The sequence below is a fragment of the Massilia sp. ZL223 genome, from assembly GCF_018119395.1.
In the GTDB taxonomy this organism is placed as follows: Bacteria; Pseudomonadota; Gammaproteobacteria; order Burkholderiales; family Burkholderiaceae_D; genus Telluria.
Map to the genome: position 1 here is coordinate 166983 of NZ_JAGPWD010000003.1, position 15613 is coordinate 182595.

Genomic DNA, 15613 nt, shown 5'->3' on the forward strand with positions numbered 1-15613 from the left:
AGTTCTTATTGGCCGGCGGATCTGGGGCGAATGGTTCGGCGCAGTCCCGGCCTTGTTGCGCCAACTATAGGCGGGGCTGGCTTTCAGTTAGCTTTCAGTGCGGCGCAAACAGGACGCTGACTTTCAGGCCGTGGGAATGGGGGGCGCGTTCGAGCGCCAGGGTGGCGCCGTGCATGGTGGCGATGTCGCGCACGATGGCCAGGCCCAGGCCGGTGCCGCCGGGGTTGGCCTCCAGGCTTGCCTGGGCGCGGTAGAAGGGCATGAAGACCTTTTCCATTTCGGCGTCAAGGATGCCCGGCCCGCTGTCGGTCACCTCCAGCAGGACGCCGGTCTCCGTCCGCGCCACGCGCAGCTGCACGCTTCCTCCTGGCGGCGTGTAGCGGATGGCGTTGTCGGCCAGGTTGGATACCAGCTCGTGCAGCAGGAGTTCCTGCCCATGGACGGTGGTGTCGGCGCCGTCCTCGGCCTCCAGCGCCAGGTCGATCCCTTTCTGCACCGCCAGCGGCGCCAGCTCCAGCCCGACCTGGCCGGCCACGGCGGCCAGCGAGACGGGGACGCTGGCCACGCTTCCGTTGCCATGCTCGATGCGGGCCAGGGTCAGGAGGCGGTTGGCCAGGTGGATGGCGGAATCGGTGGTGCCGGCGATCGAGCGCACGATGGCGCGCATGGCGGCCGGATCGTCCTCGCGCAGGGCCAGCTCGGCCTGGGTCTTGAGCACCGTGAGAGGGGTGCGCAGCTGGTGCGAGGCGTCGGCGATGAAGCGGCGCTGGCTGGCGATCAGGTTCTGCATGCGCGTCATGGCGCCGTTCATGGCCGTCACCAGCGGCCGCACTTCCTTGTGCACCAGGGCCGGGTCGACGTCGGACAGGTCGGACAGCGAACGCGTCTCGACCTCGTTCTTGAGCGCCATGAGGGGACGCAGCACCAGGCGCACCGCGAACCACACCAGGGTCGCCACCGCCAGCACCAGCAGGGCCTGGCGCCACAGGGTATTGATCAGGATCCGGCGCGATAGCGCGCGCCGGGCGTCGAGCGTCTCGCCCACCTGGATCAGGGCGATGCCGCGCATCGAATCGTCGAACACCGGCTGGTGCAGGGCCGCGATGCGCACCGGCTCGCCGTTGTATTCGGCATGGTAGAAGCGCACCAGGGCCGGATACAGGTCGGAGCGCGGCACGCCCTCCGGCACCGGCGGCAGGTCGTCGTAGCCGGAGACGGTTTCCCCGTTCGGCCCGGTGACCTTGTAGTAGATGCGGCCCAGGGTGTCGGTCTCGAAGCTGTCCAGGGCGACGTAGGGCACGTCGGCCACCACCTTGCCGTCGCGTACCGAGACCCGCTCGGCGAGGGCGCGCGTGGAGGCCAGCAGGGAACGGTCGTAGGCGATGTCGCCGGCCTCCAGCGCGTCGCGGTAGAGCGACACGGCATTCACGGCGACCAGCGCCACCAGCGGCAGGATCAGCCAGCGCAGCAGCTGGTTGCGCAGGCTGCCGGGTGCCTTTCTCAAGCCTGGCGCTCCTGCAGCAGGTAGCCGATGCCGCGCAAGGTCACGATCGCGGCGTTGCCGTCGGCGCGGCGCTCCAGCTTCTTGCGGATGCGGTGGATGTAGAGCTCGATGGCGTCGACGTTGGCGTCGTCGACCAGGGCGAAGACTTCGTCGAACAGCTTGTCTTTCGAGAGCGCGCGCCCCGGGCGTGCGATCAGCGCTTCCAGCACCGCATGCTCGCGCGGCGTCAGGGCCAAGGGCTCGCCGCAGTAGTGGAACATGCGCGAGACGGTGTCGAAACTGAGGCCGCCGCAACGCTGCACCAGGTTCTCGTTGCCGCCGCCGCCGAAGCGGCGCCGCAGCAGCGCCTTGACGCGCGCCTCCAGCTCCGCCAGTTCGAAGGGCTTGGCCAGGTAGTCGTCGGCGCCCAGGTTCAGGCCCTGCACCTTTTCCTCCAGGCCGCCGCGCGCGGTCAGGATCAGCACCGGCGTGCCGCCGCGCGCGCCGCCGCGCGCGCGCAGGCGGCGCAGCACGTCCAGCCCGTCCATCTTGGGCAGGGTCAGGTCCAGGATCACCAGGGCGTAGTCCTGGGTGTGCAGCAGGGCGTCGGCGTCGGCGCCCGTGGCCGCGCATTCGACGGTGAGGTTGGCGTCGCGCAGGGCCTTGGATACCCAGTGCTGCAGCTCGACGTGGTCTTCGACTAGCAGGATTCTCATCGCGCCAGTGTAAGCGCAAAATCCGCGCGCCGGGGCCTCCGGCGGGCCGATAAGGGATTTCCACAACGTCCGGGAAGCCTGAAAGCGAACTGAAAGCCTGGCCGCTGTACACTCGGCCGCCACGCGCTATGATGAGCCCATGAAGATGCTGCGCACCCTCCTGTTACCGCTTCTGGCGGCCGCCTGCTGGCAGGCCCAGGCCAGGCAGCCGGCCGGCGCCGAATGCCTGGTGCCGTCCAAGCCGGGCGGCGCCATGGACCTGACCTGCAAGCTGGCCCAGCATGCCTTGCCCGGCGAACCGGGCGCGCCCGCACTGAAGCTGAGCTACATGCCGGGCGGGGTGGGCGCCGTGGCCTGGCATACCCTGGTCTCGCAGCGCCGCAGCGAGCCGAACACCCTGGTCGCGTTTTCCGGCGGCTCGGTGCTGAACCTGGCGCGCGGCAAATTCGGCAAGGCCAGCGCCGACGACGTGCGCTGGGTCGCGGCCTTCGGCACCGACTACGGCATGATCGCCGTGCCTGCCGGCTCTCCGTACCGCTCGCTGGGCGAACTGCTCAAGGCGCTCAAGCGCGATCCGCGCCGCGTGCTGGTCGGCATGTCCGGCACCATCGGCAGCCAGGACTGGATGAAGATGGCGCTGCTGGTCCGGCAGGCCGGCGTCGAGCCGCGCAAGCTGCGTTTCGTGGCCCTGGAAGGCGGCGGCGAGCAATTCGTCGCCATGCAGGCCGGCCACGTCCAGGCGATTTCGGGCGACACCTCCGAAGCCCTGCTGTACGCCAGCCGCGGCCAGGTGAGGGTGCTGGCGGTGCTGTCCGAGCAGCGCCTGCCGGGCATCCTGGCCAGCGTGCCGACCGCGCGCGAGCAGGGCTACGACGTGGTGTGGCCGGTGATCCGCGGCGTGTGGATGGGGCCGGACGTGCCGGACGCCGACTACCGGCGCTGGGTCGCGGCCTTCGCCCACATGGAAACGCGTCCCGACTTCGCCCGCATGCGCCAGGAGGCGGGCCTGTATCCGTTCTCGCTCACCGGCGAGGCGCTGACCCGCTACGTCAAGCAGTCGATCGCCGACTACAACCGGCGCGCCATCCAGTTCAAGCTGGTGCGCGAGCGCTGATCCGCTAGAGCGGCAGCGCGGTCTCGTACTTCACCTCGCGCAGCGCCACGCTGGTATTCACCTGCGAGACGCCGTTCAGCTTCACCATCACGTTGTGCAGGAAGTCGTGGTAGGCGTCCATGTCGGCCACGACCACCTTGACCAGGTAGTCCGAATTGCCCGTGGTCTCGTAGCACTCGACGACTTCCGGGCGCAGGCGCATCGCTTCCTCGAACTGCTCGACCACCCCTTCCGCATGGCGCAGCAGCGAGACGTGCAGCAGGCAGACCACCGCCAGCCCCAGCTTGCGGCGGTCGAGCAGGGCGGTGTAGCGCAGGATGACGCCGTTCTCTTCCAGGTCCTTCTGGCGGCGCCAGCAGGGGCTGGCCGACATGCCCACCTTCTCCGCCAACTCGTTCGAGGAAATCCTGCCGTTCTTCTGCAATTCGCACAGGATTTTCATCGATGCGTGATCCATCGACACGTTTTTCATATTTGAGGCCAGTTCTAGAAATGTTTTTGCAATTCTAGTACTGAAAACCGAAAAGATAGAAAAAATATTTCGCCCCGTGCGGCATATCCTTCTGTCATCTTTTCGACTCACACAATAAGAAAACATGGACACGACGATGGAGACCTCTGCGCCGATCCGGCTGGCAGACCCGGACTATGCGCTCACCGACAACCTGACCCGCCAGCAGGGCCGGGTGTTCCTGACCGGCACTCAGGCCCTGGTGCGCCTGCTGTGCATGCAGAAACGCTGCGACGAAGCGCAGCAGCTGAACACCGCCGGCTTCGTCAGCGGCTACCGCGGCTCGCCGCTGGGCGCGGTCGACCAGGAGCTGTGGCGCGCCCGCAAGCTGCTGGAACAGCACAAGGTCGAATTCCTCCCCGCGATCAACGAAGAGCTGGGCGCGACCGCGGTGATGGGCTCGCAGCAGGTCGAGGCCAACCCGACCCGCAAGGTCGACGGCGTGTTCGCCATGTGGTACGGCAAAGGGCCGGGCGTGGACCGCGCCGGCGACGCCCTCAAGCACGGCCATGTCTACGGCTCCTCGCCGCACGGCGGCGTGCTGGTCATCCTGGGCGACGACCACGGCTGCGTGTCCTCGTCCATGCCGCACCAGAGCGAACAGGCGCTGATGGCCTGGGGAATGCCGGTGATTAATCCCGCCAACATCCAGGAATACCTGGAGTTCGGCCTGTACGGCTGGGCCCTGTCGCGCTACACCGGCGCCTGGTGCGGCTTCAAGGCGATTTCCGAGACGGTGGAAGGCGGCGCGGTGGTCGAGCTGCCCGCCATGCCGCGCTTCGTCGCGCCGACCGACTACGCGCCGCCGCCGGACGGCCTGCACAACCGCTGGCCCGATTTGCCGGGCCTGGCGCTGGAGCAGCGCGTGGCGGCCAAGCTGGAAGCGGTGCAGGCCTTCGCCCGGGCCAACTCGATCGACCGCCTGGCGGTGCCTGCGCCGCAGGCGAAGATCGGCATCGTCAGCGCCGGCAAGGCCTGGCTCGACCTGCTGGAAGCGCTGGAGCGCATGGGCCTGAGCCTGGAGAAGCTGGAAGCCCTGGGCGTGCGCCTGTACAAGCCCGGCCTGACCTATCCGCTCGAGCACAGCCGCCTGGCGGCCTTCGCCGCCGGCCTGGACGAGATCCTGGTGGTGGAAGAGAAGGGCCCGGTCATCGAACAGCAGGTCAAGAACCTGTTCTACAACCTGCCGGCGGGACAGCGCCCTGTCGTCATCGGCAAGACCGACCCCGAGGGGCAGCCCCTGCTGTCGGCCCTGGGCGAACTGCGTCCTTCGCGCATCGCCCCGGTGCTGGTGCGCTGGCTGGCGCCGCGCTTCCCGCAGCTGGAGCTGGCGCGCATGCTGCCGGCTTTCTGCGCCGCAGAGCTGCCATCGAACAGCGCGGACGGCATCCGCCGCACGCCGTATTTCTGCTCCGGCTGCCCGCACAACACCTCGACCCGCGTGCCGGAAGGCAGCCGCGCCCTGGCCGGCATCGGCTGCCACTTCATGGCCACCTGGATGAAGCGCGACACCTACTACCTGTCGCAGATGGGCGGCGAGGGCGTCAGCTGGGCCGGTTCCGCGCCCTTCGTGGGCGAGAAGCACATCTTCCAGAACCTGGGCGACGGCACCTTCTACCATTCGGGCTCGCTGGCGATCCGCCAGGCCATCGCGGCCGGCATCGACATCACCTACAAGATCCTCTACAACGACGCCGTGGCGATGACCGGCGGCCAGCCGGTGGACGGCAGCCTGTCGGTGCCGCAGATCGTGCAGCAGGTCTGCAGCGAGGGCGCGAAGAAGGTCGTGGTGGTGACGGACGATCCCGGCCGCTACGAGGGCGTCAGCCTGGCGGCTGGCGTCACCGTGCACCACCGCGGCGAACTGGATGCGATCCAGCGCATGCTGCGCGAGATTCCCGGCGTGACGGTGCTGGTCTACGACCAGACCTGCGCCGCCGAAAAGCGCCGCCGCCGCAAGAAGAACACGCCGGACAAGACCGTGTTCCCGGACCCGGCGCGCCGCATGGTGATCAACCCGGCCGTGTGCGAAGGCTGCGGCGACTGCGGCGTGCAGTCCAACTGCCTGTCCATCCTGCCGCTGGAGACGGAACTGGGCCGCAAGCGCCAGATCGAGCAGTCTTCGTGCAACAAGGATTACTCCTGCGTCGAAGGCTTCTGCCCGAGCTTCGTCTCGGTGCTGGGCGGATCGCTGCGCAAGCCGGCCGGCGTATCGCTGTCGCTGGCCGACCTGGAGCAGGCGCTGTCGGCCTATCCGGCGCCGGCGGCGGATGCGCTGGCCAAGCCTTACGAGATCCTGGTGGCCGGCGTCGGCGGCACCGGCGTGGTCACCGTGGGCGCCCTGATCACCATGGCGGCCCACCTGGAAGGCAAGGGCGCCTCGACCCTGGACTTCATGGGCTTCGCGCAAAAGGGCGGGGCGGTGCTGTCGCATGTGCGGGTGGCGTCCTCGCCCGAGCGCCTGCACCAGGTGCGCATCGACCTGCGCCAGGCGGACGCGGTGTTCGCCTGCGACCTGGTGGTGGCGGCGATGCCGGACGGCCTGGCCGTGATGCGCGAGGGCCATACCCGCGTGGTCGCCAACGAATACGAAATCCCGACCGCCGACTTCACCCGCGAGCGCGATGCCACGATCAACAAGGACGGCCTGCTCGAGAAGCTCGGCAAGGCCGCCGGTGAGGCGAACCTGCTGCGCCTGAACGCCCAGCAGATCGCGGCGCGCTTCCTGGGCGACACCATCGGCAGCAACATCCTGCTGATGGGCTATGCCTGGCAGCAGGGCCTGGTGCCGGTGAGCCTGGCCGCATTGATGCGGGCGATCGAACTGAATGCGGTGGCGGTCGACATGAACAAGCGCGCCTTCATGCTGGGCCGCCTGGCCGCCGCGGACGAGAAGGCGCTCGACCGGCTCACCCAGACGCCCCAGGTCATCCAGTTCAGCGCCCCCAAGTCCCTGGCCGATACCGTCGCCTTCCGCGTCGATTGGCTGACCCGCTACCAGAACGCGGACTATGCGCGCCTGTACCAGGAAGCCGTGGCCGCCGTCGAGCAGCGCGAAGCGGCGCTGGAAGGCGCCGGTTCGCGCAAGCAGCTCAGCAAGATCGTGGCGCGCAACCTGTTCAAGGTGATGGCCTACAAGGACGAGTACGAAGTGGCGCGCCTGCATGCCGACCCTGTGTTCCGCGAGCAGATCGCGGCGCAGTTCGACGGCGACTACAAGCTGGCCTTCCACCTGGCGCCGCCGCTGCTGGCACGCCGCAAGCCGGGATCGGATGTGCCGGCCAAGATGCAGTTCGGCGCGTGGCTGATGCCGGTGTTCGGCGTGCTGGCCCGCTTCAAGGGCTTGCGCGGCACGGCTTTCGACGTGTTCGGCTATACCTACGAGCGCAAGCGCGAGCGCGCCATGCGCGACCGCTACCTCGGCTTCGTGCGCGATCTGGCGAGCGGCCTGAATGCGGAGAACAAGGACGCGGCGCTCAAGCTGGCGCAGTTGCCGGATGCGGTGCGCGGCTATGGCCACATCAAGGAAGCGGCCATGGATGCGATGGATGCGCAGTGGGCGGAGCTGATGGCGAACTACCGCCATCCTCCGGCGCGCGTCATCCAGATCAAGCGCCAGGCGTAATCGCCGGCCGGCACGGAAAGCTCAGTGCCGGCCGCGATCCCATCCGCGATGATGGCCGCGTCCGTGGTGGCCGCGCCAGTGATGATGGCCACCGCCGTGGTAGCGCGGGCCGCGGTCGTAGTACGAGAAGCCCAGGTCGAGGCTGACCGGCGGGTAGGCGTAGGCCGGACCGCCGCTGTAGCCATAGCCGCCATCGTAGGCCGAGTAGGGCGGCGCATACACGCAGCCGCCGAGGCCGGCTGCCAGCAGGAGCGAAATGACGAGGCGTTTCGCGACGCCTTTGGTCTGCGTTTTCATGGCAGCCTCCCCCGTGGACGTAAGGGACAATCAGGAACGATGACCCATTCTAGCGCCGCGTCCGCGCGGGATTCCAAGACGAATTTGTAAGTAACTGCTACTAAGTAACAGCCACCTCCGGGCCTGGCCTCAGATGTGCTTTTCCCTGGCGTGCTTGTCGCATTCCGCGGCGCAACGTTCGCAGGCGGCCTGGCATTCCGCGCAGTGCTTGTGCATGGCCGCATGCTGGGCGCACTTGGCGGCGCAGGCGCGGCAGATGTGGGCGCACAGGGCGCAGAAGTCGCCGTGGTGGGCCGAGCCGCGCGCCAGCGCATTGATCGTGGCCGCGCAGATGTCGGCGCAGTCGAGGTTGACCGGTATGCAGTCTGTCGAGCCGTCACGGACGTCGCCGGCCACGCAGGCCTGGCAGGCCCGCAGCGCTTCCTGGCAGGCTTCGATACACGACTGCACATTTGCCATTTCAGATCCGCTCATCGCTTGCTCCTCATCGGGTCGGTAGGGTCCAATGGTAGCGCAAGGCCGGGACGCTGCTCGTTCGATTCCTGTATGAAAGTCGACGGCGGATCCGATGCTGCATCCTTACTGCGCAGCCTGGAGCTGGACTACGGTGAGGGCGCCGTTGACGCGGTCGGCGCTGAAGCGAACCTTGTCTCCAGCCTTCACCTGGTCCAACATCGCTGCGTCCTTCACGCGGAACACCATCGTCATCGGCGCCATGTTCAGGTTCTTCAACTCGCCGTGGCGCAGGGTGATCTTGCCGGTTTCCCTGTCGATCTTTTTAACCTCGCCGTCCGCCAGTTCGGCCGTGGCGGCCGGACGGGCGTGGCCGTCGCCGTCATGGCCGCCATGCTGGGCGAAGACGGCGGTGCAAGCCGCGCTCAGGACGAGCGCCGCGGCGATACGGGTGATTGCTTTCATGGTGATTCCTTTCGTTTGTCTCGGTGTTATTGGTCTGCTTAATGCTTGCCATGGTGACCGACGGGCTTGCGCACCTTGATCTCGACTTCCCTGGCATTCTTTGACGGCATCGCGTGGCCACCGTGATCGTGACTGCGCACGGCCGCCGGTGCTTCGCCCTTCCATTCGTAGGCGACGGTGCCGGCCGGGTGCCTGTACCAGCCCGGATCGCTGTAGTCGCCGCGCTTCTGGTCCTTGCGCACCTTCACCACGGTGAACATGCCGCCCATCTCGACGCCGCCGAAGGGGCCCTGGCCGGTCATCATCGGCAGGGTGTTTTCCGGCAGCGGCATCTCCATGTCGCCCATGGAACCGCCCTTGTCGCCCATGACCATGTAGTCCGGGACCAGCTTCGAGATCTTTTCCGCCACGCCGCGGTGGTCGACCCCGATCAGGTTCGGCACGTCGTGGCCCATGGCGTTCATGGTGTGGTGCGATTTGTGGCAGTGGAAGGCCCAGTCGCCCGGCGCATCGGCGATGAACTCGATCGCGCGCATCTGGCCCACCGCGATGTCGGTGGTGACCTCCGGCCAGCGCGACTCGGGCCGGGTCCAGCCGCCGTCCGTGCCGGTCACCTCGAACTCGTGGCCGTGCAGGTGGATCGGGTGGTTGGTCATGGTCAGGTTGCCGACACGGATGCGCACGCGGTCGTTCTGGCGCACGTTCATCGTGTCGATGCCCGGGAAGACGCGGCTGTTGAAGGTCCAGAGGTTAAAGTCCAGCATCTCGTTGACCTTCGGCGTGTAGCTGCCCGGGTCGATGTCGTAGGAACCCAGCAGGAACACGAAATCGCGATCGACGGCATGGTGGGCCGGGTTCTTCGGGTGCGTGACCCAGAAGCCCATCATGCCCATCGCCATCTGCACCATCTCGTCCGCATGCGGGTGGTACATGAAGGTGCCCGGCCGGCGCGCCACGAATTCGTAGACGAAGGTCTTGCCGGGCGCGATCGGCGGCTGGGTCAGGCCGGTGACGCCGTCCATGCCGTTCGGCAGGCGCTGGCCGTGCCAGTGGATGCTGGTGTTCTCCGGCAGCCGGTTGGTGACGAAGATGCGCACGCGGTCGCCCTCGACCACCTCGATGGTCGGGCCCGGGCTCTGGCCGTTGTAGCCCCACAGGTTGGCCTTCATGCCCGGGGCGATCTCGCGCACCACGGGTTCGGCGGTCAGGTGGAACTCCTTGACGCCATTGTTCATGCGCCAGGGCAGGGACCAGCCGTTCAGGGTGACGACCGGATTGTAGGGGCGGCCGTTGGGCGGCGGCGGAGGCGGCTGGGTGGCCGCGCTGTTCATGATCGGCGCTTCCGGCAGGGTGGCGGCGCCGGCGCGGCTCACCAGGCCCGCGCCCACCAGGGCGGCGGCGCCGGTAAAGAAATTGCGACGGGAAGTCATTGCTGTGTCCTTGTTCAATGTGCGGGAGCGGCTTGTGCCGGAGCGGCGCTGCCGAGGGTAACGGTTGATCCGCCGGCGCCGCTGACAGCGGCCTGGAGGTCGGTCTCCGCGACCCAAAAGTCGCGCTGGGCCTCGATGGCCGCGTTCACGCCGGCGATCTGGGCGCGCGCGTCGGCCAGCAGCTCGAACACGCTGACCAGCATGCCGTTGTAGCGCAACAGGACTTCTTCCGAGATCTTCTTGCGCAGCGGGACCAGTTCGTCGCGGTGCTGCTTGGCGATGTCGAAGCTGGTGCGGTAGGCGGAATAGGCTTCGCGCACCTGCGAGCGGGCGTTGACCGCGATGCCGGCGGTGCGGTGCACCGATTGCATGTAGATCGCCTCGGCCTTGGCCACGCGCGCGCCGCCCCAGTCGAACAGCGGCAGGGCCAGTTCGATCTCGTAGCCGGTCTCGCGCGGTTCGCCGCTCTTGCTGGCATTGACGTAGCCCGCTTCCAGCACGTTGACGAAGCCGGTGGCCTTGGTCAGCCCCAGGGCGCGCGCGGTCGATTTGGCTTCCAGCTGGGCCAGGCGCAGGTCGAGGCGCTGCTGCATGGCGAGCGCTTCGATGTTGCCGGCCTCGCGCGGCGCGGCCGGCAGCTCCGGCAGACGGTCAGGCAAGGTGAAGGCGGTGTGTTCGCCCCACACGCCCAGCAGGCGCGCCAGGCGTTCGCGCGCGGCGGTGGCGTTGTGGCGGGCGCGCGCCAGCTGGGCCGCGGCCTCCGCCGAGAAGGCCTGTTCGCGCGCCTGGTCCAGGCCGCTCAGGTTGCCCACCTGGGCCATGCGCCGGGCCAGCTCGCCGCTGGCCTGGGCCGCTTCGTGGACCTGCTGCGCATAGGCGGCCGACTGCCTGGCCGCCACCGCATCGAAATACGCCTTGCGCGTGTCGGCGGCCAGCTGCACCGCGCTGGTGGCGGCGACCAGCTTGGCGCCTTCGAAGCGGCGCGCCTCGATGTCGCGCCGGATCGGCATGGTCAGCAGGCCGACCAGGTCGAACATCACACTGCGTTCGATCTCGGTTTCGCCATGGGCGGCCATGCGGCTGAAGCTGAAGCCGGGATTGGCGATTCGGCCGGCCTGCACCAGGTCGGCCTCGGCCACGCCCAGGTCGGCCAGCGAGGCGCGCAGCGAGCGGTTGTTGAGCAGGGCGACGCGCACCGCCTGGTCGGCGCCGAGCGGCTCCTTCAGCAGGCGCGCCAGCTCGGCCTGGGCGGCCTCATCGCCGCCGCCGGCCGCCGGAAGGCGGACGTCCTGGCCGGTGCGCTCGGCGGTCAGGGCCGAGACGGCATCCATGCCGCCGTCCTTCGAGAAGCTGGCGCAGCCACCCAGGGCCAGCGTCAGCAGCGCCGCGCAGATGGCGCGCGGGACAGGCAAGGTGGAAAGGGCGCTCATCGCTTTCCCTCGCTGTGGTGGTGTTTGCTGTGATCCACGGGCGCCGGCGCGGTCGGCGCGCCATGCTCGTGGCCAGGCTGGCCGCCGACCGTGTCGTTGGCGGCGCGCCAGCGCTTGTCGGGTGTCGCCGCATCCTGCACGGGCGGCGTGGCGATGACGGATTCATACACGAGCGGCGCCACGGCGGCGCCGGGATCGGCCGGATCAGCGGCGCGCTGGGGCTGTGCGGCCAGCGGCGCGGCCAGCAGGGCGCCGATGGCGGCCCAAAGCGTGTGTTTCATGGTGCATCCTCAAAATCGGAAACGGTCGCGTGCCGGGAGCACGCGGGTGCGCGCAGGAAGGGCGGAAGCCCTGGCTGCTTCGATCAGGCGGAGTGACGCCGGGGAGGCCGCTGCGGACCGTCCGGAATGAAGCCCGCGGCGAAGGCTGCGGGCGTGACGACGACGGATTCGGAGCCGTCGAAGGAAAGAAGCGGCATATACGCCGAAGGCGGGGCGACCGCCCCGACGCAGAAGACGGAACAGGCGCTGCAGGACGAATGCGTCTGCGTATCCGCCTCGGGGACATCGTCCGCCTGGACGGCCTCGTGATGCCCATGGTGCGCATGCGCCTGGCCGGCGCCGTGCTGCGCCTTGGCCTCCACCTTGGCGGCCTGGTGCTGCGGCATGCAGGACATGCCGACGCCCGCCGCCACCGCATGCAGCGGGAGCACGGCCATCAGGAGCCACACCAGGAATGTCTTGAATGCGCGGGTCATAGGTGCGGCGAGTATAGCACGGCGTTTTTGCCAGGGGACGGCCTTAAGCATGCTTAAAGCACGCTGAATAATCCGCTTGACCTTGCCATTATGGGAAGCCGCAGAGTGCGGAATTCCAACCCCGAGGAGGCTAGATGAAAGCGCAAGAATTGCCGCTGGCGCCGCCCGTCCCGCGCTGCCCGCCCTGCCTGTTTTGCCGCTACCGGCGCGCCGGTGTGCCGCCTGTGCAGACGCCGCCCGACCCTAGGAAGCCGCCTGCCTGAGCGGCTTGGGGCGCACCGTGCCGAGTTTTCCGGCGCCGGCCGGGTTGACGGCATAGCCATTGCGTCCGGCCGCCTTCACGCCATACAAGGCCTCGTCGGCCGAGCGCATGATCGCCTCCATGCTGGTGGCCTGGGTGGCCACGGCGATGCCGATGCTGGCGGTAACGCGCACGGCCTGGCCGCCGGCGTGGAAGGGCGGGGCCATGGCGGCCATGATCTTGGCGCCGATCATGTGCGCCTCGTCGGCCGCCTGCAGCTGCTCGAACACGATCACGAACTCGTCGCCGGCCAGGCGCGCGACGGTGTCGGCGGCGCGCACCGACGCCGCCAGCCGCTGCGCGAACTCGACCAGCACCGCGTCGCCCGCCGCGTGGCCGTGGGTGTCGTTGATGTCCTTGAAGTGATCGATGTCGAGGAAGGCGACGGCCACCGGTTCGCCGGAGCGGCCGCTCCTGGCCAGGGCGGCGGGCAGGAAGTCCTCGAACATGCGGCGGTTGTAGGCGCCGGTCAGCACGTCGGTGGTGGCCTGGCGCTGCAGGGTCCGTTCCGACTGCTGGCGGTGGCGCGACAGCCGGTACAGGGCGCGGCTGAGCAGCCCGAATTCGTCGCGCTCCTGGGTGTCGAACACCTCGATGCCGGCGGCGCCCGCGTCGTGCGCCTCGATGTTCCGCTGCAGCTTGTCGAGCGGCTCGAGCAGGATCTTCACCAGCGCCCAGCCGAACAGGCCGGCGAGCACGGTGAACAGGCCGGCCGCGGCGAAGGAGTTCAGGCGCACCGAGACCATGGGTGCGAAGGCGCTGCGCAGCGGATACGACACCGCGATGGTCCAGTCCACGTGCGACAGGCGGCGCCAGGCCACCAGCGCGCGCGAGCCGCCGTCGACCATGTCGGTGCGCCAGCCCTCGGGCGCCGCGCGCACCGCATGCAGCACCGGCTGGGCTTCCTCGCCGGGACGGGCCAGCAGCAGGGTCTTGTTCGGGTGGTGCACCACGGTCCCGTCTTTCGCGACGATGAACAGGTAGCCCGCTTCGCCCGCGCGCAGGGCGTCGATCTGGGCGGCGAAGGACGGGCGCAGCAGGTCGATCCCGCCCAGCAGGACGGCGACGATATTGCCGCGCCGGTCGATCACGGGCTGGGTGACCGAGACCACCGGGCGCCTGGTCAGGGCGCTGCGAAAGGGCTCGGACACCACGCTCTCGCGCGCGGCCATGGTCTGGCGGAAGTAGGGCCTCCGGCTGACGTTGATGAACTTGTCCTGGCGGTCCCGCAGGCTCGCCACGCGGTCGCCGCGCGCATCGTAGGCGGCGACGTTGACGAATTCGTCACGCAGGCTGTCGTGCGATTCGAGCAGGGCCTGGATCTCTTGCGGGCCCAGCTCGCGCGTCAGCGCTTCTTCGGCGACGGCGCGCAGCAGCTGCTGCTTGTGGCGCAGGTCGTTGTCGATATAGGCCGCGGCGCCGCCCAGGGCCAGCAGCTCCTGCTTGGCGATCATGCGCTCGATCTGGAAGTCGGCGAACAGCAGCGAGATGCCGCCGACCCCGACGGCCGCGATCAGCACCATGCCGGTGACCAGCACCGAGAGTTTGACCTTGAAACTGGAAAAATGATGGAGCATCGGGGGCACGGCGACTCCTGCGCGTCAATATCGGCGAACGAATCCGGCGGAGTCAGGGCCAGGTGGGCAGTCTGCGCATGAGTAGGGCGCATGACTGTGATAATTGGTGAGTATATCGGAACTGCGGTGTAAGTTTCCGTATATACAGATTTGTTGCTCATATACATCGTTACCGATTGCAAGATGTCATCGCGAAACAACAAGGGCGGGCGAGATAGTTGATTTATGAATGGCGATCATCATGGATCGCAATTTGATTTCTATCTCAAAGAGCCCATACTGGTAAGCAAGATCAACGCACCCGGAAAAACACCATGTCGACCCTGAGCCTCCGCACCACCACCCACGCCACCAGCTTCGCCCGCGCCGCTGTCGACGCCGTCCGTGGCCTGTTCACCGCCTCGAACGACGTCTGGGCGCTGTACCGCATGAACCACGGCGCCGACTCGGTGTCGCCGGCCGTCCTGCGCCGCCTGGCCGAGCAGGCCAAGTAAGAAAGTCAGCCGAGTCCGAACTGCAGGCGCGCCAGGTCGATGAAGGCGCGCGTCTGCGCCGGCAGCCAGGCGTGGCTTGAAAACAGCAGATTGACCTCGAGCGGCGCCGGGCGGTGCGCCGCCAGCACTTCCACCAGCCGCCCGGCCTCCAGCTCGGCCTCCACCAGCAGCAGCGGCGCCTGGATCAGGCCGAATCCCGCCAGCGCCGCATGCACCAGCGACTGGCCGTCGTCGATCACGGCGACCGCACGCCAGGAAGCCGATTCCGGCACCAGCTCCACCGGCCGCGCACGGCCGGTTTCCGGCAGACGAAACAACACACCTTCATGCCCGGCCAGCTCGGCCGGCTGACGCGGCACGCCCGCGCGCTCCAGGTAGGCGGGACTGGCGCACACCACCAGCGGCGTCGCCGCCAGCCCGAGCGCACGCACGCTGCTGTCCTTGAGGCGGCCGAAGCGCAGCGCCAGGTCGTTGCGGTCGCGCACCAGGTCGCTGTGGACGTCGCTGACGTTCAGGCGCAGCTGTACCAGCGGATGGGCGGCGCGGTAGCGCGCCAGCAGCGGCGCCAGCCAGGGCAGGCAGCCGCCCGGCAGCGACAGCCCCAGCTGCCCCGTCAGTTCGGCGGGCGCCGCCAATTGTTCCTGCATCTGGTCGAGCTGGGCGATCAGGGCGTCGTAGGCTTCGAAGGCTTCCTGGCCGCGCCCGGTCGGCGCCATGCTGCGCCTGTCGCGCGCCAGCAGCTGCACGCCGAGTTCCGCTTCCAGCCGCGCGATGTTCTTGCTCACTCCCGAGGGCGTCAGGCCCAGCAGGCGCGCCGCGCTGGTGATGCCGCCGGTGCGCACGGTCTGCACGAAGCAGCGCTGCTTGATCAGGTCCTGGGCGCCGGTGTTGACTTTGAGTCCAGATGGTTTCGCCATGTTGTGCCGTTCCCTTTGTGCCGGCGCGCGCGGATAATTCCCG

Annotated in this window: 15 protein-coding genes; 3 read left to right on the plus strand and 12 right to left on the minus strand. The window is 68.4% G+C overall.

All coding sequences use genetic code 11. The features are described from left to right. Positions 1-94 precede the first annotated feature (94 nt). Both KBW95_RS03580 and KBW95_RS03585 read right to left on the minus strand, forming a co-directional pair. Complete coding sequence (locus KBW95_RS03580) at positions 95-1504, minus strand: sensor histidine kinase (protein WP_211527502.1); 1410 nt, start codon at positions 1502-1504, stop codon at positions 95-97. Continuing rightward, the gene (locus KBW95_RS03585; protein ID WP_211523688.1) at positions 1501-2199 is read right to left on the minus strand and encodes a response regulator; all 699 of its coding nucleotides are present in this window, start codon (positions 2197-2199) and stop codon (positions 1501-1503) included. The genes KBW95_RS03580 and KBW95_RS03585 overlap by 4 nt, the downstream gene beginning before the upstream one ends. 139 nt (positions 2200-2338) lie before the next feature. Here KBW95_RS03585 and KBW95_RS03590 point away from each other — a divergent pair, with 139 nt between their 5' ends. Continuing rightward, the gene (locus KBW95_RS03590; protein ID WP_211527503.1) at positions 2339-3313 is read left to right on the plus strand and encodes a tripartite tricarboxylate transporter substrate binding protein; all 975 of its coding nucleotides are present in this window, start codon (positions 2339-2341) and stop codon (positions 3311-3313) included. A gap of 4 nt (positions 3314-3317) precedes the next feature. On the opposite strand, the gene KBW95_RS03595 is transcribed toward KBW95_RS03590, so the two are convergent. Continuing rightward, positions 3318-3785 (minus strand): Lrp/AsnC family transcriptional regulator, encoded by a 468-nt coding sequence (locus tag KBW95_RS03595; protein WP_211523686.1) that lies wholly within the window; start codon positions 3783-3785, stop codon positions 3318-3320. A gap of 124 nt (positions 3786-3909) precedes the next feature. Between KBW95_RS03595 and KBW95_RS03600 the strand changes: the two genes are divergently transcribed. Next, entirely contained in the window at positions 3910-7449 is a 3540-nt protein-coding gene (locus tag KBW95_RS03600) for an indolepyruvate ferredoxin oxidoreductase family protein (protein WP_229429517.1), read from the plus strand. Between the two features lie 21 nt (positions 7450-7470). Here KBW95_RS03600 and KBW95_RS03605 read toward each other — a convergent pair whose 3' ends face one another. The 8 genes from KBW95_RS03605 to KBW95_RS03640 all read right to left on the minus strand — a co-directional run bounded on the left by KBW95_RS03605 (position 7471) and on the right by KBW95_RS03640 (position 14159). Then, positions 7471-7746 (minus strand): hypothetical protein, encoded by a 276-nt coding sequence (locus tag KBW95_RS03605; RefSeq protein ID WP_211523685.1) that lies wholly within the window; start codon positions 7744-7746, stop codon positions 7471-7473. A 129-nt stretch (positions 7747-7875) separates the two neighbouring features. Further along, positions 7876-8220: a four-helix bundle copper-binding protein gene (locus KBW95_RS03610; protein ID WP_211527504.1), complete on the minus strand. Its 345-nt coding sequence runs from the start codon at positions 8218-8220 to the stop codon at positions 7876-7878. Positions 8221-8325: 105 nt separating this feature from the next. After that, positions 8326-8664, minus strand: a complete 339-nt coding sequence (locus KBW95_RS03615; RefSeq protein WP_211523683.1) for a copper-binding protein — start codon at positions 8662-8664, stop codon at positions 8326-8328. Between the two features lie 38 nt (positions 8665-8702). Further along, positions 8703-10094: a multicopper oxidase family protein gene (locus KBW95_RS03620; protein WP_211523682.1), complete on the minus strand. Its 1392-nt coding sequence runs from the start codon at positions 10092-10094 to the stop codon at positions 8703-8705. A gap of 14 nt (positions 10095-10108) precedes the next feature. After that, positions 10109-11524, minus strand: coding sequence for a TolC family protein (locus tag KBW95_RS03625; RefSeq protein WP_211527505.1), 1416 nt, complete (start codon positions 11522-11524; stop codon positions 10109-10111). Continuing rightward, positions 11521-11805, minus strand: a complete 285-nt coding sequence (locus KBW95_RS03630; protein WP_211527506.1) for a hypothetical protein — start codon at positions 11803-11805, stop codon at positions 11521-11523. The genes KBW95_RS03625 and KBW95_RS03630 overlap by 4 nt, the downstream gene beginning before the upstream one ends. 83 nt (positions 11806-11888) lie before the next feature. Beyond that, positions 11889-12281 carry a hypothetical protein gene (locus KBW95_RS03635; protein WP_211527507.1) on the minus strand — a complete coding sequence of 131 codons (393 nt, stop codon included), beginning with the start codon at positions 12279-12281 and terminating at the stop codon, positions 11889-11891. Positions 12282-12524: 243 nt separating this feature from the next. Continuing rightward, positions 12525-14159 (minus strand): sensor domain-containing diguanylate cyclase, encoded by a 1635-nt coding sequence (locus tag KBW95_RS03640; protein WP_211527544.1) that lies wholly within the window; start codon positions 14157-14159, stop codon positions 12525-12527. Between the two features lie 314 nt (positions 14160-14473). On the opposite strand from KBW95_RS03640, the gene KBW95_RS03645 reads away from it, so the two are divergent. Further along, positions 14474-14653, plus strand: coding sequence for a hypothetical protein (locus tag KBW95_RS03645; protein WP_211523678.1), 180 nt, complete (start codon positions 14474-14476; stop codon positions 14651-14653). Positions 14654-14658: 5 nt separating this feature from the next. Here the strand turns inward: KBW95_RS03645 and KBW95_RS03650 are convergent, their stop codons facing one another. Continuing rightward, positions 14659-15570: a LysR family transcriptional regulator gene (locus tag KBW95_RS03650; RefSeq protein WP_211523677.1), complete on the minus strand. Its 912-nt coding sequence runs from the start codon at positions 15568-15570 to the stop codon at positions 14659-14661. Between the last annotated feature and the right edge of the window lie 43 nt (positions 15571-15613).

Bases quoted from the DNA above. Each gene is read 5' to 3' on its own strand.
- KBW95_RS03585 (WP_211523688.1), bottom strand. From the start codon at position 2,199: ATGAGAATCCTGCTAGTCGAAGACCACGTCGAGCTGCAGCACTGGGTA.
- KBW95_RS03590 (WP_211527503.1), top strand. From the start codon at position 2,339: ATGAAGATGCTGCGCACCCTCCTGTTACCGCTTCTGGCGGCCGCCTGC.
- KBW95_RS03595 (WP_211523686.1), bottom strand. From the start codon at position 3,785: ATGAAAAACGTGTCGATGGATCACGCATCGATGAAAATCCTGTGCGAA.
- KBW95_RS03600 (WP_229429517.1), top strand. From the start codon at position 3,910: ATGGACACGACGATGGAGACCTCTGCGCCGATCCGGCTGGCAGACCCG.
- KBW95_RS03605 (WP_211523685.1), bottom strand. From the start codon at position 7,746: ATGAAAACGCAGACCAAAGGCGTCGCGAAACGCCTCGTCATTTCGCTC.
- KBW95_RS03610 (WP_211527504.1), bottom strand. From the start codon at position 8,220: ATGAGCGGATCTGAAATGGCAAATGTGCAGTCGTGTATCGAAGCCTGC.
- KBW95_RS03615 (WP_211523683.1), bottom strand. From the start codon at position 8,664: ATGAAAGCAATCACCCGTATCGCCGCGGCGCTCGTCCTGAGCGCGGCT.
- KBW95_RS03620 (WP_211523682.1), bottom strand. From the start codon at position 10,094: ATGACTTCCCGTCGCAATTTCTTTACCGGCGCCGCCGCCCTGGTGGGC.
- KBW95_RS03625 (WP_211527505.1), bottom strand. From the start codon at position 11,524: ATGAGCGCCCTTTCCACCTTGCCTGTCCCGCGCGCCATCTGCGCGGCG.
- KBW95_RS03630 (WP_211527506.1), bottom strand. From the start codon at position 11,805: ATGAAACACACGCTTTGGGCCGCCATCGGCGCCCTGCTGGCCGCGCCG.
- KBW95_RS03635 (WP_211527507.1), bottom strand. From the start codon at position 12,281: ATGACCCGCGCATTCAAGACATTCCTGGTGTGGCTCCTGATGGCCGTG.
- KBW95_RS03640 (WP_211527544.1), bottom strand. From the start codon at position 14,159: ATGCTCCATCATTTTTCCAGTTTCAAGGTCAAACTCTCGGTGCTGGTC.
- KBW95_RS03645 (WP_211523678.1), top strand. From the start codon at position 14,474: ATGTCGACCCTGAGCCTCCGCACCACCACCCACGCCACCAGCTTCGCC.
- KBW95_RS03650 (WP_211523677.1), bottom strand. From the start codon at position 15,570: ATGGCGAAACCATCTGGACTCAAAGTCAACACCGGCGCCCAGGACCTG.